Origin of the sequence: Streptomyces pallidus (ex Mingjun et al. 2026), from assembly GCF_051550185.1 — a bacterium.
GTDB lineage: Bacteria > Actinomycetota > Actinomycetes > Streptomycetales > Streptomycetaceae > Streptomyces.
The window spans coordinates 2,782,312-2,802,262 of record NZ_CP196181.1 but is presented as its reverse complement, the minus strand read 5'-3'; the positions used below and the strand labels follow the sequence as shown (position 1 = coordinate 2,802,262).

The following is a 19,951-nucleotide window of genomic DNA, read 5'->3' as shown; positions in this document are numbered from 1 at the left end:
AGGCGACCCCGCCCCCGGAAGGCCCCTCCGTTCACCCGAAGGCGCCAATCCCGGGGGCGTCCGTCTGTCTCCGGCGGGTACCCCGCCAGGGTTCCGGCCAGGTGGGACGTGACAGAGTTGATCCTGCCCCACCTGGGTAACCCATGGGTAATGAGCGGCCGTCCGAGTGGGCATGGTTGGATGCGAGTAGGAGCGTCCGTGAGGGTGTCCGCAAGGCTGCAAGTCGTTCCCCAGCCACCGCTGGGGGTGCCCCCAAGCAGGCGGGAATCGTGAGGATCTTCGGGAAGGTACGGCATAGGCCCTCCGCCTCGTGGCGGCAGGCCACCGACCGCGCGTTCACGCTGATCGGCGACGGCCGGTACGAGGACGCGGGTGCACTGCTGACCAGGGCCGCCGATCTGGAGCCCTGGCTGTCGGAGTCCTGGTTCAACCTGGCCCTGCTGCACAAGTTCCGGCACGACTGGGAGCAGGCGCGGGCCGCCGGGCTGCGGGCCGTGGCCCTGCTGGACCGCGGGACCGGAGCCCCGGACTGGTGGAACGTCGGCATCGCCGCGACCGCCCTGCAGGACTGGCCGCTGGCCCGGCGGGCCTGGCAGGCGTACGGGCTGAAGGTGCCCGGGGACCCGCACGGCAAGGGCGGCGAACCCGTCGGCATGGAGCTCGGCAGCGCCGCCGTCCGGCTGTCCCCGGAGGGCGAGGCCGAGGTGGTCTGGGGCCGGCGGCTGGACCCGGCCCGCATCGAGGTGCTGTCCATCCCGCTGCCCTCGTCCGGCCGGCGCTGGGGCGAGGTCGTGCTGCACGACGGGGTCCCCAACGGCGAGCGGGTCACCGCGGCCGGCCCCGCCTACCCCGTCTTCGACGAGATCGAGCTGTGGGCGCCGTCCCCGGTACCGACCTGGGTGGTGCTGCTGGAGGCGGCCACCGAGACCGACCGCGACGCCCTGGAACAGCTCGCCTCGGACGCGGGCTTCGCCGCCGAGGACTGGTCCTCCTCGGTGCGGCTGCTGTGCCGGACCTGTTCGGAGAGCGTGATGCCGAGCGGCGAGGGCGACGGCGAGCACCTGGACCCCCATGACCACAGCGAACCCGGCCACCCCGGCCCGCTCGGGCACCGCACGGCCGGCTCCGGCTCGCTGTGGGTCCCCGAACGCGAATGCGGGATCGCCGCACCGGCCGGCCTGGTGCGCGGGCTGCTCGACGGCTGGGTCGCGGACAGCCCGGACACCCGTGAGTGGCGGGATCTCGAAGAAGTCTGCTGACCGGGCACCGTAGGCTGTACCGGCACATCGGAACGGGTGGACTTACGGAAGGCGTACGTCGGAACATGGCGCAGCAGGAGAACGAGGTCATCGCGGTGGACGACGACGGTTACGTCGTGGACACCGAGGACTGTGAGGCGCGCGAGCTCGCCCACCGCGAGCGCGGTACCGCCCGCCCGATCACGGTCGTCGGCAACCCGGTGCTGCACAGCGAGTGCAAGGACGTCACCGAGTTCGGCGACGAGCTGGCGCAGCTGATCGACGACATGTTCGCCAGCCAGCGGGCCGCGGAGGGCGTCGGCCTGGCCGCGAACCAGATCGGCGTCGACGCCAAGGTCTTCGTCTACGACTGCCCGGACGACGAGGGCGTCCGCCACACCGGTGTCGTGGTCAACCCGAAGCTCGTGGAGCTGCCGGCCGCCGCCCGCGTGCTCGACGACTCCAACGAGGGCTGCCTGTCGGTCCCCACCGCGTACGCCTCGCTGGCCCGCCCCGACTACGCCGAGGTCACCGGCCAGGACGCCCAGGGCAACCCGATCAAGGTGCGGGGCACCGGCTACTTCGCCCGCTGCCTGCAGCACGAGACCGACCACCTGTACGGCTACCTGTACATCGACCGGCTCTCCAAGCGGGACCGCAAGGACGCCCTGCGCCAGATGGCCGAGGGCACCCCCCGGTACGAGACCGTCCCGAACGACTGACGCGCGCCCCACACGCCCGAGGGGCCCGCCCCGGATCGGATCCGGAGCGGGCCCCTCGGCGTTCGGCCGGTACGGGTCAGAAGTCCTCGTCCAGGTCGACCGTGCCCTCGACGGCGACCTGGTAGGCCGACGGACGGCGCTCGAAGAAGTTCGTCAGCTCCTGGACGCCCTGCAGCTCCATGAAGGAGAACGGGTTCTGCGAGCCGTACACCGGGGGGAAGCCCAGGCGGACCAGGCGCTGGTCGGCGACGCACTCCAGGTACTCGCGCATCGACTCGGTGTTCATGCCCGGCAGGCCGTCACCGCACAGGTCGCGGCCGAACTGCAGCTCCGCCTCGACGGCTTCCCTCAGCATGTCCGTGACCTGCTGCTGGAGCTCGTCGTCGAAGAGGTCGGGCTCCTCCTTGCGGACCGTGTCCACGACCTCGAACGCGAAGTTCATGTGCATGGTCTCGTCGCGGAACACCCAGTTGGTGCCGGTGGCCAGGCCGTGCAGCAGACCGCGCGACCGGAACCAGTACACGTAGGCGAAGGCACCGTAGAAGAACAGGCCCTCGATGCACGCGGCGAAGCAGATCAGGTTCAGCAGGAAGCGGCGGCGGTCGGCCTTCGTCTCCAGCCGCTCGATCTTCTCGACCGAGTCCATCCACTTGAAGCAGAACTGGGCCTTCTCGCGGATGGAGGGGATGTTCTCCACCGCGGCGAACGCGGCCGCCCGGTCGTCCGGGTCGGGCAGGTAGGTGTCGAGCAGCGTCAGGTAGAACTGGACGTGCACGGCCTCCTCGAACAGCTGGCGCGACAGGTACAGGCGCGCCTCCGGGGAGTTGATGTGCTTGTACAGCGTCAGGACCAGGTTGTTCGCCACGATCGAGTCGCCCGTCGCGAAGAACGCCACCAGCCGGCCGATCATGTGCTGCTCGGCGGGCGTCAGCTTCGCCAGGTCGGCGACGTCCGAGTGGAGGTCGACCTCCTCCACCGTCCACGTGTTCTTGATCGCGTCCCGGTAGCGCTCGTAGAAGTCCGGGTAGCGCATCGGGCGGAGCGTCAGCTCGAAGCCCGGGTCCAGGAGGTTCTTGTCGGTGGAGCTCATTACTGGCAGGCCTCGCAGGACTCGGGGTTCTCAAGGGAGCAGGCCAGCGCCTCGGCGTCGAGGGCCTGCGGGAGGGGCGTGGCGGTCGCCGGGACGGCGGCCGGGACGGCGGTGCCGGACGCGGCGCGCGCGATCCTCGTCGCGGGGCGCGAGCGCAGGTAGTACGTGGTCTTCAGGCCCTGCTTCCAGGCGTACGCGTACATCGACGACAGCTTGCCGATGGTCGGCGTCTCCATGAACAGGTTCAGCGACTGCGACTGGTCCAGGTACGGCGTACGGGCCGCCGCCATGTCGATCAGGCCGCGCTGCGGGATCTCCCACGCCGTGCGGTACAGCTCGCGGACCTCGGCCGGGATCCAGCTGAAGCCCTGGACCGAGCCGGAGGAGTCGCGCAGCGCCTCCCGGGTCTGGGCGTCCCACACGCCGAGCTTCTTCAGGTCCTCCACCAGGTAGCCGTTGACCTGGAGGAACTCGCCCGACAGCGTCTCGCGCTTGAACAGGTTGGACACCTGCGGCTCGATGCACTCGTACACGCCGGCGATCGAGGCGATCGTCGCGGTCGGCGCGATGGCCAGCAGCAGCGAGTTGCGCATGCCGGTCGTCGCGATCCGGGCGCGCAGCGCGTCCCAGCGCTCCGGCCAGGTGAGCTCGACACCGTAGTGGTCGGGGTGCAGCACGCCCTGGGCGGTACGGGTCTGCTCCCAGGCCGGGAGGGTGCCGTGCTTCTCGGCGAGGTCGGCGGAGGCCTCGTAGGCCGCCAGCATGATCCGCTCGGCGATCTTCGTGGAGAGGGCCTTGGCCGCGGCGGAGTCGAAGGGCAGGCGCAGCTTGAAGAAGACGTCCTGGAGGCCCATGGCGCCCAGACCCACCGGGCGCCACTTGGCGTTGGAGCGGCCGGCCTCCTCGGTCGGGTAGAAGTTGATGTCCACGACCCGGTCGAGGAAGGTCACGGCGGTGCGGACGGTCTCGTCCAGGCGCTCCCAGTCCATCTCGCCCGTCTCGGCGAGGACGAACGCGCCGAGGTTGACCGAGCCGAGGTTGCAGACGGCCGTCTCGCCGTCGTTGGTGACCTCGATGATCTCGGTGCACAGGTTGGAGGAGTGGACGACCGTGCCCGGCAGGGCGGTCTGGTTCGCGGTCCGGTTGGAGGCGTCCTTGAAGGTCATCCAGCCCTGGCCGGTCTGCGCGAGGGTGCGCATCATGCGGCCGTACAGCTCGCGGGCCGGCATGGTCTTCTTGGCCAGGCCCGCCTGCTCGGCCTTGACGTAGGCGGCGTCGAACTCGTCGCCGTACAGGTCCACCAGCTCGGGCACGTCGGCCGGGGAGAACAGCGACCACTCGCCGTCGGCGTTCACGCGGCGCATGAACTCGTCCGGGATCCAGTGCGCCAGGTTCAGGTTGTGCGTACGCCGGGCGTCCTCACCGGTGTTGTCGCGCAGCTCCAGGAACTCCTCGATGTCCGCGTGCCAGGTCTCCAGGTAGACGGCGGCGGCACCCTTGCGGCGGCCGCCCTGGTTCACGGCGGCGACGGAGGCGTCGAGGGTCTTCAGGAACGGGACGATGCCGTTGGAGTGGCCGTTGGTGCCGCGGATCAGCGAACCGCGGGCGCGGATGCGGGAGTACGACAGGCCGATGCCGCCGGCGTGCTTCGACAGGCGCGCGACCTGGTGGTAGCGGTCGTAGATCGAGTCGAGCTCGTCCAGCGGGGAGTCCAGCAGGTAGCAGGAGGACATCTGCGGGTGCCGGGTGCCGGAGTTGAAGAGCGTGGGGGAGGACGGCAGGTAGTCCAGGCGGCTCATCAGCCGGTACAGGGAGGCGACTTCCTCGACCGCCTCGATGCCGTCGTTCTCGGCGAGGCCGCAGGCCACGCGCAGCATGAAGTGCTGCGGGGTCTCGATGACCTGGCGGGTGATCGGGTGGCGCAGCAGGTAGCGGCTGTGCAGGGTGCGCAGGCCGAAGAAGCCGAAGCGGTCGTCGGCGCCCTCGCCGAGGGTGTGCTCGACCAGCGCGTCGAGGCGGGCCGCGTGCAGCCGGACGAACTCGGCGGTGCGGTCGGCGATCAGGCCCTCGCGGTGGCCGACCTCGACCGAGGCGGAGAAGGAGGTGGCGCCCTGGCCCGCGGCCTCCTCGGCGACGGCGATCGTCAGCAGGCGGGCGGCGAGCCGGGAGTAGGCCGGGTCCTCGGAGATCAGACCGGCCGCGGCCTCGGTGGCCAGCCCGCGCAGCTCGGCCTCGTCGGCGGCCGCGCTGCGGCCGCGCAGGGCGGCGGCGGCGACCCGGCCGGGGTCGGTGTCGGGAAGGTCGGCGGTCAGCTCGGTGAGGGTGCGCAGCAGCGCGGCCCCGGGGCCCCCCTCAGTTCCGTTGTCGGACGGGTCGGACTCGGCGCGCGGTGCGGAAGGCGCGATGGTCACGGGGGGAGCTCTCCCTCGCTCGGCTCCGGGACGGCGGCGGTGCGGGCGCGAGCGGGCGCGCGCGGGCAAGGGCCCGTCAGGGCAGCACCGCGCGGCGTCCACCGGCCCTACCGCGGGGCCCGGACGTGGTCGGCACCCGGTTCGGTCGAGCCGGGCGCACTGTCGGCAGGTCGTCGGACTTCGGTGACACCGATGGGTGTACTTCATACCGTTGCGGGACAGTTCCGGATTCGCACCGGATTCCCCTGCGGCGACAGCGAGGATGAGCATACATGTGGGGGGAGGTTTCTGTGTGACCCCCTAGATGTTGTGTCCGCCCCTTTGCTGAGCGTGGCCTCACAGCTCCAGTCGGTAGGTGAGCAGGGTCAGTGCGGGGATCGGGGACCAGTCCAGTTCCGGGGTGCGGACGAAGCCCAGGCGGGCGTAGATCCGCTGGGCGCCGCGCATCGCAGGCTGGGTGGACAGGGTCAGCGCGGTGACCCCGTCGAGGGCCCGGGCCCGCCCGATGCACGCCCGTACGAGGGCCTCTCCGACGCCCGCGCCGCGCGCCTCGGGCGCCACGGCCAGCATCCGGAACTCGGCCTCGTGCGGCCCGGCGACGTCGGCGAGGGGGCTCCCGGGCGGGGCGAAGGTCACCCCGCCGAGCACCTCCCCGCCCCGGACGGCGACGAGCACCTCGCCGTGGCCGGCCCGGCCGGCCACGTCGCGCAGGACGTTCAGGTAGCTGTCGTCCTCGTTCCGGTCGAGCAGCCCGTCGCCGGTGTAGGCCTGCCCGGTGATCTCTCCCAGTCGTTCGTACTCGGCGGTCGCGGCGACGCGGATGTCGATGTCCATGCCGCCGAGTGTGCCGGACGGGGGCGGGCGCCCGGCGCTATCGTCGGAAGCAGCACCGTCGAGGAAGGCGAGCGAGGCATGACCGTGATGACCGAACGTCCCCAGATCCTGACTGAAGAGTTCGAAACCCTCGCCCGGATAGCCGCCCGCGAGATCGAGGGGTTGAGGCTGGAGTTCATCGGCGGGAAGCTGGGGGTCAAGGCGATGCCGGATGGGGACCACGGGATGATCATCCAGTGGCTGCTGAGGGTCTGCATGCAGCACCGACCTGAACTCTTCCTGCACAACCAGGGCATCAAGGTCGATCGATATCGTGCTGGGCGGGCCATTCCGGATGGCGTGCTGGCGCCCAGCCAGGCGTTCGTGGGGCAGGGTGACTGGTGTGACCCAGACCCTGTCCTGATGGTTGTCGAAGTGACCTCGTGGGACTCTGACACCGACCGCCGGGACCGTCGGGAGAAGCCCCGCGCCTATGCGGAGGCCGGCATTCCCGTCTACTTGCTGATCGATCGGGCCAAGTGCGAGATGTCCGTCCACAGCGAGCCCAGCGGGCCACGATACGAGAACGTGCGCACAGTGCCGTTTGGCAAGGAGATCGAGCTGCCCGACCCCGTTGGCATCACGCTCCAGACCGATCCCCTCAAGGACTGGGTGCGCTGACCCCGCGGTATGAGAAGGGCCCTGCCGGCGATCCGGTGGGCCCTTCTCGCGCAAGCGCATCGCTCAGCAGCAGCGGAAGCCCGAGCGGGGGTCCGCCTCGCGGGCGTCCGTACGGGCGCGTTCGAAGGCGCGGCGGGTCATGACCTCGGCGCCCGGGTCGTGGGAGCGGGCGTGCGCGACGTACCGGTCGTACGCCGCCTCGCCCGAGAACTCCCGCAGGTAGAACCGCGCCTTCGCCAGCGCGCCGCGCACCGCGCCGCCGCTCACGCCACGGGCTCCTTCGTGCGGCCGCCGCCCGAGTCGAGGCCGGCGGCGGCGAGTTCGGCCCGTTCCTGCGGGGTGGCGAGGAGCCCGGCCGGAGCGATGATCCTCGACTCGGTCCACGGGACCTCGGTCAGCCGGACCGATTCGGGGCTGCGGACGGCGCGGACGCAGGTGCGGGCCGCGTCCAGCAGCACGATGACGATCAGGACCGCGAACAGCGCGGACAGGACGCCGTCGACGGTGGCGTTGAGGACCACCGTGTGCATCTCGTCCATGTTCTTCGCGGGTGCGAGCACCTTGCCGGCGTCGATGCCGTCCTGGTACTTGTCGCGCTGGGCGAAGAAGCCGACCTTCACGTCGTCCGAGAAGACCTTCTGCCAGCTGGCGGTGAGGGTGACGGCCACGTCCCAGGCGAGCGGCACACCGGTCACCCAGGCCCACCTGAGCCGACCGGACTTGACCAGCAGGGTCGTGCAGACGGCCAGGGCCACCGCGGCGAGCAGCTGGTTCGCGATGCCGAACAGCGGGAAGAGCTGGTTGATGCCGCCCAGCGGGTCCTTGACGCCGACCCACAGGAAGTATCCCCAGGCGCCGACGACGAGCGCGCTGGTCAGCCAGACGCCGGGCTTCCAGCTGATGTCCTTGAAGGACTTGTGCACGTTGCCGAGGGTGTCCTGGAGCATGAACCGGCCGACGCGGGTGCCCGCGTCCAGCGTGGTCAGGATGAACAGGGCCTCGAACATGATGGCGAAGTGGTACCAGAAGGCCTTCATGCCGGCGCCGCCGAGGACGGCCGAGAAGATCTCCGACATTCCGAGTGCGAAGGTCGGCGCGCCGCCCGTGCGGGACAGCAGGGTGGCCTCCTCGACGTCCTTCGCGGCCTGGGCGAGGAATTCGGGCGAGACGCTGAACCCGAGGTTCGTGACCGCCTCGGAGGCGGTCTGGACCGTGGTCCCGACGACTCCGCCGGGGGAGTTGACGGCGAAGAACAGACCGGGCTCGACGATGCAGGCGCAGATCATCGCCATGACGGCGACGAACGACTCGGTCAGCATGGAGCCGTAGCCGATGACCCGGACCTGGGTCTCCTTCTGGATCATCTTCGGGGTGGTGCCCGAGGAGACCAGGGAGTGGAAGCCGGACAGCGCGCCGCAGGCGATGGTGATGAAGACGAAGGGGAACATCGACCCGGCGAAGACCGGGCCGTCCCCGCGGGCGGCGAAGTCGGTGATCGAGGGCATCCGCAGGGTCGGCATGGCGATGACCACGCCGAGGGCGAGCATCGCGATCGTGCCGATCTTCATGAAGGTGGAGAGGTAGTCGCGGGGCGCGAGCAGCATCCACACCGGCAGCACCGAGGCGATGAAGCCGTACGCGACCATCCAGATGATCAGCGTTTCCTTCTCCAGGGTGAAGGTGTCCGCCAGCGAGGACTCGGCGACCCAGCCGCCCGCGACGATCGCGAGCAGCAGCAGGGCGACGCCGATGACGGAGACCTCGGTGACCCGGCCCGGCCTCAGCACGCGCAGGTAGAAGCCCATGAAGAGGGCGATCGGGATGGTCATGCCGATGGAGAAGACGCCCCAGGGCGAGTGCGCCAGCGCGTTGACGATGACCAGGGCCAGCACCGCCAGCAGGATGATCATGATGGCGAACACGGCGACGAGGGCGGCGGCTCCGCCCACGGGGCCGATCTCGTCCCGGGCCATCTGGCCGAGCGAGCGGCCGTCGCGCCGGGTGGAGAAGAAGAGGGTGACCATGTCCTGGACGGCCCCCGCGAAGATCACGCCGGCGACGATCCAGATGGTGCCGGGCAGGTAGCCCATCTGCGCGGCGAGCACGGGGCCGACGAGCGGTCCGGCGCCCGCGACGGCGGCGAAGTGGTGGCCGAAGAGCACCCGGCGGTCGGTCGGGTGGAAGTCGACACCGTTGTCGAGGCGTTCGGCGGGGGTGGCCCGGGTCTTGTCGACCCGCAGGACCCGGTCCGCGATGAAGCGCGCGTAGAAGCGGTAGCCGATGGCGTACGAGCCGAGCGCGGCGGCGAGCAGCCAGGCGGCGGAGACCTCTTCGCCGCGGGAGAGTGCGAGCACGGCCCAGCCGATGGCCCCGACGAGGGCGACGAGCACCCAGACGGCGACCGACTTCGGGGTCATGCGGCCTGCTGCGGAGGGCGAGTCCGGTGCCGTGCCCGAACTCGCCGCGCTCCGTTGGGTGTCTGTTGCTTCCGGTTCCGGCATGACCCTCGTCCCCTCGTTGATCATCTGCGCAAGCGCAGGGAATCTACGGGGGCCCGACCGGTGAACGTAAGCCCCCGTCCGTATAGCGGAACGAGAGTCAACTACGGATCATAGGGCGGGGCGCTGGAGTCGGGCGACGAATTTGTAACGATCTCCGCGGTACACCGACCGCACCCACTCGACCGGCTCCCCGTCGGCGTCGAGGGAGTGCCGGGAGAGCATCAGCATCGGCAGGCCGACGTCCGTGCCGAGGAGCCCGGCCTCGCGCGGGGTGGCCAGGGAGGTCTCGATGGTCTCCTCGGCCTCGGCGAGCCGTACCCCGTACACCTCGGCGAGGGCGGTGTAGAGCGAGGTGTACTTGGCCAGCGAGCGGCGCAGCGCGGGGAAGCGCTTGGCCGACAGGTGGGTGGTCTCGATGGCCATCGGCTCGCCGCTGGCGAGGCGCAGCCGCTCGATGCGCAGGACGCGCCCGCCCGTGGCGATCTTGAGCAGTCCGGCGAGGGTGTCGTCGGCGGTCACGTAGCCGATGTCCAGGAGCTGCGAGGTGGGCTCCAGGCCCTGCGCCCGCATGTCCTCCGTGTAGGAGGAGAGTTGCAGCGGCTGGGAGACCTTGGGCTTCGCCACGAAGGTGCCCTTGCCCTGGATGCGCTCCAGCCGGCCCTCGACGACGAGTTCCTGCAGGGCCTGGCGCACGGTGGTGCGGGAGGTGTCGAACTCGGCCGCGAGGGTGCGCTCGGGCGGGACGGGCGTGCCGGGCGGCAGTGTTTCCGTCATGTCGAGCAAGTGCCGCTTGAGTCGGTAGTACTTGGGCACGCGTGCGGTGCGAGTGGCCGCTCCGCCCTCCGGCTCGGTGCTCGCCCCTTCGGTGGCCATCGCCGCCCGCCTTCCCGACTCCAGTTTCGCTGCCGTCACCGGCTCCTCCGATATGTGCGGTCACATGGTGACACGGGTGAGGGGACGGGCCTTCGTCCTCCCCCAGGTGTCGGTCCGGTAACGGACGCGGCACCCAATCATTAGACCCTTGACACCCCTAAAGGTCTAGGCCAAGCTCCGGTTACTGGTCTACACCAATATGGATCAGATCCCGGCCCCACGGGCAGTACTTGTGCAGTACTCGGTGCATCACCGCGGCGGGCGAGGGAAGTTGCAGGCAGCATCCCTGAGGAGGGTGGCGTGAAGCGCAAGCTCATCGCGGCGGTCGGTGTCGCGGGCATGATGGCCGGTGTCGCGGCGTGCGGCAACGGGGGCGGCGACGACAAGGGAACGGCCGACGCGGGCGGCGCCAAGGAGATCACCGTCTGGGTGATGGACGGATCCGCACCCAAGGCCTGGATCGACGAGGTCAACAAGGAGTTCTCGGCCAAACACCCCGGTGTGACGGTCAAGGTCGAGGTCCAGGCCTGGAAGGGCATCCAGGAGAAGGTCACCACCGCCCTCTCCGAGAACACCCCGCCGGACGTCCTGGAGCTCGGCAACACCCAGACCGCCGGCTACGCGGTCACCGGCGGCCTCGCCGACCTGAGCAAGGAGAAGGGCAAGCTCGGCGCCGACGCCTGGCAGAAGAGCATGCTCTCCTCCGCCGAGTACGAGGGCAAGCTCTACTCCGCCCCGTGGTACGCGGCCAACCGCGTCGTCGTCTACGACAAGAAGGCCTTCGAGAAGGCCGGCGTCACCCCGCCGAAGACCCGCGACGAGTGGATCGCCGGCCTGGACAAGCTCAAGGCCGCCGACCCCGCCACGCAGCCGATCTACCTCCCCGGCCAGAGCTGGTACGTGCTCGCCGGTCTGATCTGGGACGAGGGCGGCGACCTCGCCGTCAAGGACGGCGGCAAGTGGAAGGGCGGGCTCGGCACCCCGCAGGCCGCCTCCGCGATGGACTTCTACAAGAAGCTCCAGTCCTACTCCACCGCCCCGAAGGACAAGGACGAGGCCACCCCGCAGCAGTCCACCGACATCGTCCCCAAGGGCGGCGTCGCGTCCTGGATCGGTCTCGGCTGGGAGGCCGGCGGCGCGGAGAAGGCCCTGAAGGAGGCGGGCAAGGAGGCCGACTTCGGCTACTTCCCGATCCCCGGCAAGACGGCTGACAAGCCGGGCACCGTCTTCCTCGGCGGCTCGAACCTCGCCGTCGCCGAGCGCTCCAAGAACAAGGAGCTCGCCAAGGAGTGGCTGGCCCTGGCCACCGGCAAGGACCAGATGACGAAGTACGCCGCCGAGGTCAAGGGCGCGCTGCTGCCGAACCAGGCCGCCGCCAACTTCGCCCCGGCCGCGGGCTCCTTCGCCGAGGCCATGGCCAAGGGCGGCGTCAACGGCAAGATCACCCCGGTCACCCCGGGCTGGGCGAACGTCGAGACCGAGCCCAACCCGATCAAGGAGTTCATGACCAAGGTCCTCAAGGGCGAGGACGCCGCCAAGGCGGGCGCCGACGCGGACAAGGACATCGCGAGCCGCATCAACAAGTAACACCCGCACCGCACCTGCACCGGGGGGTGCGGCGGGCGCCGGCTGCGCCCGCCGTACCCCCGGTCGCACGGACAGACGCACGCGACGCCCGCCCGCGGCCGACCCGGGTGCGACGGACGCCGGTCGCCACAGCCAACCGCGAGGAAACCAAGACATGACCGTGCACTCCCAGGGAGCGGCGACCGCTCCACAGGACGCACCCCACGAGTCCGGCGGGCCGCACACGTCGGGGGCACCACGGCGGCCGCAACCCACCGGGGCCGGGCGCAAGGCCCCGTCTCCTCGCGCGGCCAGGCCCGCGCCGCCCGCGGGATGGCTGCCGTACCTGCTGGTCGCGCCGGCGGTGCTCAGCATGGCCGCGCTGCTCCTGTACCCGCTGGCCAAGAACGTCGTCCTGTCCTTCCAGAAGGTCGACAGGATCGAGTTCATCCAGCGCAGGGCGCCCTTCAACGGCGTAGAGAACTACACCCAGCTGCTGGGCGACGGGCACTTCTGGACCGTCGTCGTGCGCACCTTCGCCTTCACCGCCGCCAACGTCGCGCTCATCATGGCGATCGGCAGCCTCCTCGGCCTGCTGCTCAACCGGCTGGGGAAGCGGATGCGCCTGGTCCTGTCGATGGCCCTGGTGATGGCCTGGGCGATGCCGATCGTCGCCTCCGTGACCGTCTTCCAGTGGCTGTTCGACGAGCAGTTCGGCGTCATGAACTGGGTCATGCGCACGCTCGGCTTCTCCGGGTACGAGCAGCACAACTGGTTCGAGACCGGCTGGTCCACCCTCGTGATCGTCACGATCCTGGTGGTCTGGGGCTCCGTCCCCTTCGTCGCCCTCAACATGTACGCCGGCCTGACCACCGTCGGCGCCGAGCTGTACGAGGCCGCGCGGATGGACGGCGCGAACGGCTGGCAGACGTTCTGGCAGGTCGTCTTCCCCAACCTCAGGCCGTTCTTCCTGATCACCACCTTCCTCGAGGTGATCTGGGTGTTCAAGGCCTTCACCCAGGTGTACGCGATGAACCGCGGCGGCCCCGACCGGGCCTCGGAGACCCTGCCCGTCTTCGCCTTCGTCGAGGGCCAGAGCCAGGGCCACTACGCGCTCGCGGCAGCGATATCCGTCCTGACGATCGTGATGCTCGTGGTCGTCATGTCCTTCTACTTCCGCCTGATCCTGAAGCAGGAGGAGGAGCAGTGAGCACCACCACCGCCCCGAAGCCCGCGCCGCGGCTGCGCACCCGCCGCCCGGTCCGCCCGGGAGCCGTCGCGAAGAACGTCGGCGCCCTGGTCCTGGCCGTGGTCTTCGTCTTCCCCGTCTACTGGATGTTCTCCTCGGCCCTCAAGCCGTCCGGCGAGATCCTCACCAAGGACCCCGTCTTCGTCTTCACCCCGACGTACCACAACTTCGCCAAGGCCACCGGCGTCGAGCTGTTCTGGACGTACGTGCGCAACAGCCTGCTGGTCACCGTCGGGGCCGTGCTGCTGGCGCTGCTCGTGGCGCTCGCCGCGAGCTTCGCGATCGCCCGCATGAGGTTCAGGGGCCGCAAGGGCCTCGTCCTCGGCGTGATGATGGCGCAGATGGCCCCCTGGGAGGTCATGGTCATCGCGATGTACATGATCGCCCGCGACGCCGAGATGCTGAACAGCCTCGCCCTGCTGACGGCGATCTACTTCGTGATGGTCCTGCCCTTCACCATCTGGACCCTGCGCGGCTTCATCGCCGCCGTCCCGGTGACGCTGGAGGAGGCCGCCCAGATCGACGGCTGCACCCGCGGCCAGGCCTTCCGCAAGGTGATCCTCCCGCTGCTGGCGCCGGGCCTGATGTCCACCTCGCTCTTCGGCTTCATCACCGCCTGGAACGAGTTCGCCATGGTCCTGATCCTCAACAAGGACAAGGCGGCGCAGACCCTGCCGCTGTGGCTGACCCAGTTCCAGACCGCCTTCGGCAACGACTGGGGCGCCACCATGGCCGCGTCCTCGCTCTTCGCGGTCCCGGTCCTGGTCATCTTCGTCTTCCTCCAGCGCAAGGCCGTCGGCGGCATGACCTCCGGCGCCGTGAAGGGATAACGACCCATGACCGTCCTTGCGCACCGCACCGACACCCTCACCCGCGACGCGCTCGCCGTCCTCCAGCCGGGCTTCGAGGGCACCACAGCCCCCGCCTGGCTGCTGCGCCGGGTCGCCGAGGGCCTCACCTCGGTCGGGCTGTTCGGCCGCAACGTCGCCTCGCCGGAGCAGCTCGCCGCGCTCACCGCGCAGCTGCGGGCCGAGCGGGACGACGTGCTCGTCGCCATCGACGAGGAGGGCGGCGACGTCACCCGCCTGGAGGTCCGCGGCGGCTCCTCCTTCCCCGGCAACCTGGCCCTGGGCGCCGTCGACGACACCGACCTGACCCGGGGCGTCGCCCGCGAGCTGGGCCGACGCCTCGCCGACTGCGGGGTCAACCTCAACTGGGCCCCGTCCGCCGACGTCAACTCCAACCCCGACAACCCGGTCATCGGCGTCCGGTCCTTCGGCGCCGACACCGCCCTCGCCGCCCGGCACACCGCCGCGTACGTCGAGGGCCTCCAGGCCGCCGGCGTCGCCGCCTGCACCAAGCACTTCCCGGGCCACGGCGACACCAGCGTCGACTCGCACCACGCGCTGCCGCGCATCGACGTCGACCTGGAGACCCTGGCCGTCCGCGAGCTGGTCCCGTTCCGGGCCGCCATCGAGGCCGGCACCAAGGCCGTGATGAGCGCCCACATCCTGGTGCCGGCCCTCGACCCCACCCGGCCGGCCACCCTGAGCCCGCAGGTCCTGACCGGGCTGCTGCGCAAGGAGCTGGGCTACGAGGGCCTGATCGTCACCGACGGCATGGAGATGAACGCCATCGCCGGGACGTACGGCATCGAGCGCGGCTCCGTCCTCGCCGTCGCCGCCGGCGCCGACGCGATCTGCGTGGGCGGTGGCCTCGCCGACGAGGCCACCGTGCTCCGCCTCCGCGACGCCCTGGTCGCCGCCGTGCACGAGGGCGCGCTCCCCGAGGAGCGGCTCGCCGACGCGGCCGCCCGGGTCCGGGCGCTGGCCGAGTGGACCCGCTCGGTCCGCCCCGCCCCCGCCGTGCCGGGCGCGCCGGAGGGGGGCGCGCCCGGCATCGGCCTGGAGGCGGCCCGGCGGGCGCTGCTCGTCTCCGGCGGCGGTCGCGGGCCGGTCCCGGACCCGTACGTCGCCACGCTCGCGCCCGTCGCCAACATCGCGGTGGGTGACGAGACCCCCTGGGGCGTGGCCGCCGAGCTGGCCGCGCTGGTGCCGGGGACCGGGGCGGGCGTCTACCAGGAGGGCTCCGCGGCCGGCGACGTCCTGGCCGCGGCCGGCGGCCGCACCGTGGTCGCCGTCGTCCGTGACGCGCACCGGCACCCCTGGATGGCCGAGGTCCTCGACGCGCTGGTGGCCGCCCGGCCCGAGACGGTCGTGGTCGAGATGGGGTTGCCGCGGGCCGAGCCGCGCGGCGCCCTGTACATCGCCACGCACGGGGCCGCCCGGGTGTGCGGGCGCGCGGCGGCGGAGGTCATCGCGCGCGGATAGCCGCCGGGCCGCCCGCCCCGCCGCCCCGCCGCCCCGCCCGCCGGTCCGCCGGTGCGTGGGGCGCCGGCGGACCGGCGGCGCCGGAGACGGCGGAAGGCCGGGCCCCGTGGAGGGGGCCCGGCCTTCCGTCCGTGCGGATCGTTCGTCCTGTGCTCTACAGGCCCTGCCAGACGGGCTTGTTGGCGTAGGTGTGGCGGAAGTAGTCCGCGAGCTTCAGCTCGGAGGCGGCGGCCTCGTCCACGACGACGGTCGCGTGCCGGTGCAGCTGCAGCGCGGAGGCCGGGACCAGCGCGGACAGCGGGCCCTCGACGGTCTGCGCCACGGCCTCGGCCTTGCCCTCGCCGGTGGCGAGGAGGACCAGGTGGCGGGCGTCGAGGATGGTGCCGATGCCCTGGGTGATGACGTGGTGCGGCACCTGCCCCAGGTCGTCGTCGAAGAAGCGCGCGTTGTCCACGCGGGTCTGCTCCGTGAGCGTCTTGATGCGGGTGCGGGAGGAGAGCGAGGAGCACGGCTCGTTGAAGCCGATGTGCCCGTCGGTGCCTATGCCCAGCAGCTGGAGGTCGACGCCGCCCGCCCCGGCGAGGGCGCGGTCGTACTCCTCGCACGCGGCGACCAGGTCCCCGGCGGAGCCGTCGGGGCCCATGAAGGACTCCTCGGACAGGCCGAGGGGCTCGACGACCTCGCGGAGCACGGTGGCCCGGTAGGACTCCGGGTGCCCGGCCGGCAGGCCGACGTACTCGTCGAGCTGGCAGACGCGGGCCCGGGCGACGTCGACCTCGCCGGCCCGCACCTTGGCCGTGAGGGCCGCGTAGACGGGCAGCGGGGTAGAGCCCGTCGCCACGCCGAGCAGGGCGTCGGGCTTGCGGCGCAGCAGCGCGGCGATGGCCTCCGCGATGAGCTCTCCGCCTGCCTTGGCGTCCGGGACGATGACAACTTCCACGCGGGGCCTGCCGATCTGGAGTACGGGTATGTGGTATAGACCAATCTAGCAGAGCCGGGGCGGCTCAGGCCGTGGATTCCGCCCGGAATCCATGGTGGTCCCGATCCCCGCGCCCGGCCTCCCGGCGCCCCGCCCGCACCCTCAGAGCAGGGCCAGTTGGAGTCCTCCGGTCGCGTTCAGGTGCTGGCCGGTGACCCAGCGGGAGTCCGGCGAGGCCAGGAAGGCCACCACGTCGGCGACCTCCTCCGCCGTGCCCAGCCGGTGGAAGACCGACCGGGAGGAGGCGTGCGCCCGCGCCGCGGGGTCCGCGAGCCAGGCCGCGTTCAGGTCGGTGTCGGTGATGCCCGGGCCCACCGAGTTCACGGTGATCCCGCGCGGGGCCAGCTCGGCGGCGAGGGACCGGGTCAGCGCATTGACCGCGCCCTTCGCCGCGATCGTGGCCAGGATCGCCGGCAGGGCGATGTCCGGCGTGCCGGTCACGTTGACGATCCGGCCGCCGTCCCGCAGTCGGGCCAGCCCGTGCCGGATCACGAAGAACGGCGCCTTGGCGTTGAGGGCCTGCACCCGGTCGTAGGTCTCCTCGTCCGTCTCCGCGATGCCCGCGAAGGCCGGGGCGCCCGCGTTGTTGACCAGGACGTCCACCTCGGCGGTGTGCAGCGGGTGGGCCTCGTACGCCGCCCACAGCGCCTCGGCGTCGCCCGGCACCCCGAGCTCCGCGCGGATCGCGAACGCCCGCCCGCCGGCGGCGGTGATCGCCGCCACCGTCTCCCCGGCCGCCGCGTCGTTCTGCCCGTAGTGCACCGCGACCAGCGCCCCGTCGCGTGCGAGTCGCTGCGCGATCGCCCGTCCGATGCCCCGGCTGCCGCCCGTGACCAGTGCCGTCCTGCCGCTGAGCACGCCCATGACGCGCCCCCCTTCACATTTACTAGTGGTCGCTACAGAAATGGACCGTACCAGATTCCGTAACGGCCGCTATAGAATCTGGGCATGGTGACCGGACAGCGCGGCCGGCCGCGCTCCTTCGACCGCGGCGCCGCCCTCGACAAGGCGATGCTCGCCTTCTGGGAGAACGGCTACGAGGCGACGTCGATCTCCGACCTGACCGCCTCGCTCGGGATCAGCGCGCCCAGCCTGTACGCGGCCTTCGGGGACAAGCGCAAGCTCTTCGACGAGGTCGTGGTCGTCTACGGCGGCCGGTACGGGGACTTCGCGAGCGCCGCCCTGGCCGAGGAGCCCACGGCCCGCGCCGCCATGGAGCGCATCCTGCGCGAGGCCGCCGAGGTGTACACCGACCCGGCGCACCCGCCGGGCTGCCTGGTGATCAGCGCGGCCGTCAACACCACCTCGCAGGAGGTGGCGGAGGCCCTGCGGGAGCGGCGCGCGGCCCACATGGCGGCGTTCGAGAGCCGGGTCCGGGCCGACGTCGCGGCCGGCGTGCTGCCCGCGGACACGGACCCGCGTGCGCTGGCCCGGTACGCGGTGTCGGTGCTCCAGGGGATGTCGCAGCAGGCGCGTGACGGGGCGAGCCGGGAGGAGCTGGAGGCGGTCGCGGAGCTCGCGGTGCGCGCCTGGCCGCACTGAAGGATTCGGGGGGCGATTCCTCTGGGCCACGGTGCCGGGGCGGGACCCTCAACCCGCCCGGCACCGTAGCCCGGAGTACTTACGGCCGGCGGGTGTGCGGTTCCCGGCGGCCGGTTGAGAGGTTGCCTGCGCGGTCAGGGCAGAGCGCGTGGCCCACCTCTATCCGTCCTCCTGTGCGGGGAGGGCGGAAGCTTACGTCAATTGTGGACTAGACCATTCTGTTCTGTCCATCCAATGTCGGGCACCGGAAACCCGTGACTTCCTCCAACAGTACGCGGAGTGAGCCCTTCCTGGATACTCCCGGGTAGTGGCCGTGGGGAAAGTCATGGCCCGAGCCCGAGGTACGCTCGCCAGGTGCCCTCCATGAACGACCTCGTACGCCAGCACACCGCTCTCGGTGAAACCGACCTGGAGTGGCTCCACCTGCTGGTCTCGGAGTGGCAGCTGCTCTCCGACCTCTCCTTCGCCGACCTGGTGCTGTGGGTGCCCACCCTCGACGGCACCCGGTACGTCTCGGTCGCCCAGATGCGCCCCAACACCGGCCCCACCTCGTACCAGGACGACATGGTCGGCCACCTGGTACCGCGCGGCCGGCGCCCCCTGCTCGACGCCGCCCTCGACGAGGGCCGGATCGTGCGCGAGGGCGACCCCGAGTGGCGCGAGGAGGTGCCCGTCCGCGTCGAGTCCATCCCGGTGCGCCGCGAGGGCCGGGTGCTCGGCGTCATCGCGCGCAACACCAACCTGCTCACCGTGCGTACACCGAGCCGGCTGGAGCTCACCTACCTCCAGTCCGCCTCCGACCTGGCGCAGATGATCGCGGCCGGGGCCTTCCCGTTCCCCGGGCAGCAGGTCGACATGGACGCCTCCCCGCGCGTCGGGGACGGGCTGATGCGGCTCGACGCCGACGGGGTCGTCACGTACGCGTCCCCCAACGCGCTGTCCGCGTACCACCGCCTCGGCCTCGCCTCCGACCTGGTCGGGCAGCACCTGGGCACCATCACCGCCGAACTCGCCCCGTCCCGCGGCCCGGTGGACGAGGCGCTGGTCAAGCTCGCCAGCGGCTGGGCCCCGCGCGAGACCGAGATCGAGGGCAACGGCGGGGTCATCCAGCTGCGGGCCATCCCGCTCAAGCCCAAGGGCACCCGGATCGGCTCCCTGGTCCTGTGCCGCGACGTCACCGAGCTGCGACGTCGCGAACGCGAACTGATCACCAAGGACGCGACCATCCGGGAGATCCACCACCGGGTGAAGAACAACCTCCAGACCGTGGCCGCACTGTTGCGGCTGCAGGCCCGACGGATGGATTCGGAGCCCGGCCGCGACGCGCTCAACGAGGCCGTGCGCCGCGTCGGTTCGATCGCGATCGTGCACGAGACCCTGTCCCAGAACCTCGACGAGCGGGTGGAGTTCGACGAGATCGCCGACCGCGTGATCGCGATGGTCGCCGAGATCTCGCCGGGCAAGGTGGACTGCCGGCGCATCGGCCGGTTCGGGATCCTGGACGCGGAGGTGGCCACGCCGCTGTCGATGGTGCTGACCGAGATCCTCCAGAACGCCCTGGAGCACGCCTTCAGCCAGGGGGAGGGCGGCACGGTGCAGGTCACCGCCGTCCGCAGCGGCTCCGGCCGGACCGACGGCCGGCTGCTCATCACGATCCTCGACGACGGCTCCGGTCTGCCCGAGGGCTTCGACCCGCAGAAGGCCGGCAACCTCGGCCTGCAGATCGTCCGCACCCTCGTCGAGGGCGAGCTCGGCGGCACGTTCGACATGGTCCGGGCGGAGCCGCGCGGTACCAAGGTCGTCCTCGACGTCCCCGTCAGCCCGCAGAAGTAGCACGGGGGCCCGTCACGCAGCGTGACGGGCCGTGCCGGGGAGCCGGTCGCGGCCGGTGTGCCGGGCGGACGCGCTCCGGACAGCACTGAGCCCCGGAGGAAACGTCCAGCGGCGGCTGGGGGA

17 protein-coding genes and 1 riboswitch are annotated in these 19,951 nt (G+C 71.3%); of the genes, 9 read left to right on the top strand and 8 right to left on the bottom strand.

Features of this window, described 5'->3' with window-relative positions; genetic code table 11:
- Positions 1–269 precede the first annotated feature (269 nt).
- Both ACSHWO_RS11940 and def read left to right on the top strand, forming a co-directional pair.
- Entirely contained in the window at positions 270–1,259 is a 990-nt protein-coding gene (locus ACSHWO_RS11940; protein ID WP_361089094.1) for a tetratricopeptide repeat protein, read from the top strand.
- Between the two features lie 65 nt (positions 1,260–1,324).
- Positions 1,325–1,960, top strand: a complete 636-nt coding sequence (gene def / locus ACSHWO_RS11935) for a peptide deformylase (protein ID WP_361089092.1) — start codon at positions 1,325–1,327, stop codon at positions 1,958–1,960.
- Between the two features lie 76 nt (positions 1,961–2,036).
- Here def and ACSHWO_RS11930 read toward each other — a convergent pair whose 3' ends face one another.
- The 3 genes from ACSHWO_RS11930 to ACSHWO_RS11920 form a co-directional block, all read right to left on the bottom strand.
- The gene (locus ACSHWO_RS11930; RefSeq protein WP_385849102.1) at positions 2,037–3,050 is read right to left on the bottom strand and encodes a ribonucleotide-diphosphate reductase subunit beta; all 1,014 of its coding nucleotides are present in this window, start codon (positions 3,048–3,050) and stop codon (positions 2,037–2,039) included.
- A complete protein-coding gene (locus ACSHWO_RS11925) occupies positions 3,050–5,461 on the bottom strand; it encodes a ribonucleoside-diphosphate reductase subunit alpha (protein ID WP_385849099.1) in 2,412 nt (803 codons plus the stop codon). The genes ACSHWO_RS11930 and ACSHWO_RS11925 overlap by 1 nt, the downstream gene beginning before the upstream one ends.
- Positions 5,462–5,608: 147 nt before the next feature.
- Positions 5,609–5,731: riboswitch (cobalamin riboswitch) on the bottom strand.
- A 66-nt stretch (positions 5,732–5,797) separates the two neighbouring features.
- Positions 5,798–6,295, bottom strand: coding sequence for a GNAT family N-acetyltransferase (locus ACSHWO_RS11920; protein ID WP_438311706.1), 498 nt, complete (start codon positions 6,293–6,295; stop codon positions 5,798–5,800).
- 78 nt (positions 6,296–6,373) lie between these two features.
- Here ACSHWO_RS11920 and ACSHWO_RS11915 point away from each other — a divergent pair, with 78 nt between their 5' ends.
- A complete protein-coding gene (locus ACSHWO_RS11915; protein WP_438311703.1) occupies positions 6,374–6,955 on the top strand; it encodes a Uma2 family endonuclease in 582 nt (193 codons plus the stop codon).
- A gap of 63 nt (positions 6,956–7,018) precedes the next feature.
- Here ACSHWO_RS11915 and ACSHWO_RS11910 read toward each other — a convergent pair whose 3' ends face one another.
- From ACSHWO_RS11910 to ACSHWO_RS11900, 3 genes are all read right to left on the bottom strand, one after another.
- On the bottom strand, positions 7,019–7,222 hold the full coding sequence (locus tag ACSHWO_RS11910) for a YbdD/YjiX family protein (RefSeq protein ID WP_438311701.1): 204 nt from the start codon (positions 7,220–7,222) through the stop codon (positions 7,019–7,021).
- Complete coding sequence (locus ACSHWO_RS11905; RefSeq protein WP_438311699.1) at positions 7,219–9,372, bottom strand: carbon starvation CstA family protein; 2,154 nt, start codon at positions 9,370–9,372, stop codon at positions 7,219–7,221. Before ACSHWO_RS11905 ends, ACSHWO_RS11910 begins: the two co-directional genes overlap by 4 nt.
- 192 nt (positions 9,373–9,564) lie before the next feature.
- Positions 9,565–10,329, bottom strand: a complete 765-nt coding sequence (locus ACSHWO_RS11900) for a GntR family transcriptional regulator (RefSeq protein WP_385849086.1) — start codon at positions 10,327–10,329, stop codon at positions 9,565–9,567.
- Positions 10,330–10,629: 300 nt separating this feature from the next.
- Between ACSHWO_RS11900 and ACSHWO_RS11895 the strand changes: the two genes are divergently transcribed.
- The 4 genes from ACSHWO_RS11895 to ACSHWO_RS11880 all read left to right on the top strand — a co-directional run bounded on the left by ACSHWO_RS11895 (position 10,630) and on the right by ACSHWO_RS11880 (position 15,474).
- Positions 10,630–11,916, top strand: coding sequence for an extracellular solute-binding protein (locus ACSHWO_RS11895; protein ID WP_361089082.1), 1,287 nt, complete (start codon positions 10,630–10,632; stop codon positions 11,914–11,916).
- 154 nt (positions 11,917–12,070) lie between these two features.
- Positions 12,071–13,105 (top strand): carbohydrate ABC transporter permease, encoded by a 1,035-nt coding sequence (locus ACSHWO_RS11890; protein ID WP_438311697.1) that lies wholly within the window; start codon positions 12,071–12,073, stop codon positions 13,103–13,105.
- A gap of 32 nt (positions 13,106–13,137) precedes the next feature.
- Complete coding sequence (locus ACSHWO_RS11885; RefSeq protein ID WP_361089320.1) at positions 13,138–13,974, top strand: carbohydrate ABC transporter permease; 837 nt, start codon at positions 13,138–13,140, stop codon at positions 13,972–13,974.
- Positions 13,975–13,980: 6 nt separating this feature from the next.
- Positions 13,981–15,474, top strand: a complete 1,494-nt coding sequence (locus tag ACSHWO_RS11880) for a glycoside hydrolase family 3 protein (RefSeq protein WP_438311695.1) — start codon at positions 13,981–13,983, stop codon at positions 15,472–15,474.
- Positions 15,475–15,628: 154 nt separating this feature from the next.
- Here the strand turns inward: ACSHWO_RS11880 and nagB are convergent, their stop codons facing one another.
- Together nagB and ACSHWO_RS11870 are read right to left on the bottom strand one after the other, a co-directional pair.
- On the bottom strand, positions 15,629–16,414 hold the full coding sequence (nagB, locus tag ACSHWO_RS11875) for a glucosamine-6-phosphate deaminase (protein ID WP_438311693.1): 786 nt from the start codon (positions 16,412–16,414) through the stop codon (positions 15,629–15,631).
- Between the two features lie 141 nt (positions 16,415–16,555).
- Positions 16,556–17,317, bottom strand: a complete 762-nt coding sequence (locus ACSHWO_RS11870) for an SDR family oxidoreductase (RefSeq protein ID WP_361089074.1) — start codon at positions 17,315–17,317, stop codon at positions 16,556–16,558.
- 84 nt (positions 17,318–17,401) lie between these two features.
- Between ACSHWO_RS11870 and ACSHWO_RS11865 the strand changes: the two genes are divergently transcribed.
- Complete coding sequence (locus ACSHWO_RS11865) at positions 17,402–17,995, top strand: TetR/AcrR family transcriptional regulator (RefSeq protein WP_438311691.1); 594 nt, start codon at positions 17,402–17,404, stop codon at positions 17,993–17,995.
- 363 nt (positions 17,996–18,358) lie between these two features.
- Positions 18,359–19,828: a sensor histidine kinase gene (locus tag ACSHWO_RS11860; protein ID WP_361089318.1), complete on the top strand. Its 1,470-nt coding sequence runs from the start codon at positions 18,359–18,361 to the stop codon at positions 19,826–19,828.
- Positions 19,829–19,951 lie beyond the last annotated feature (123 nt).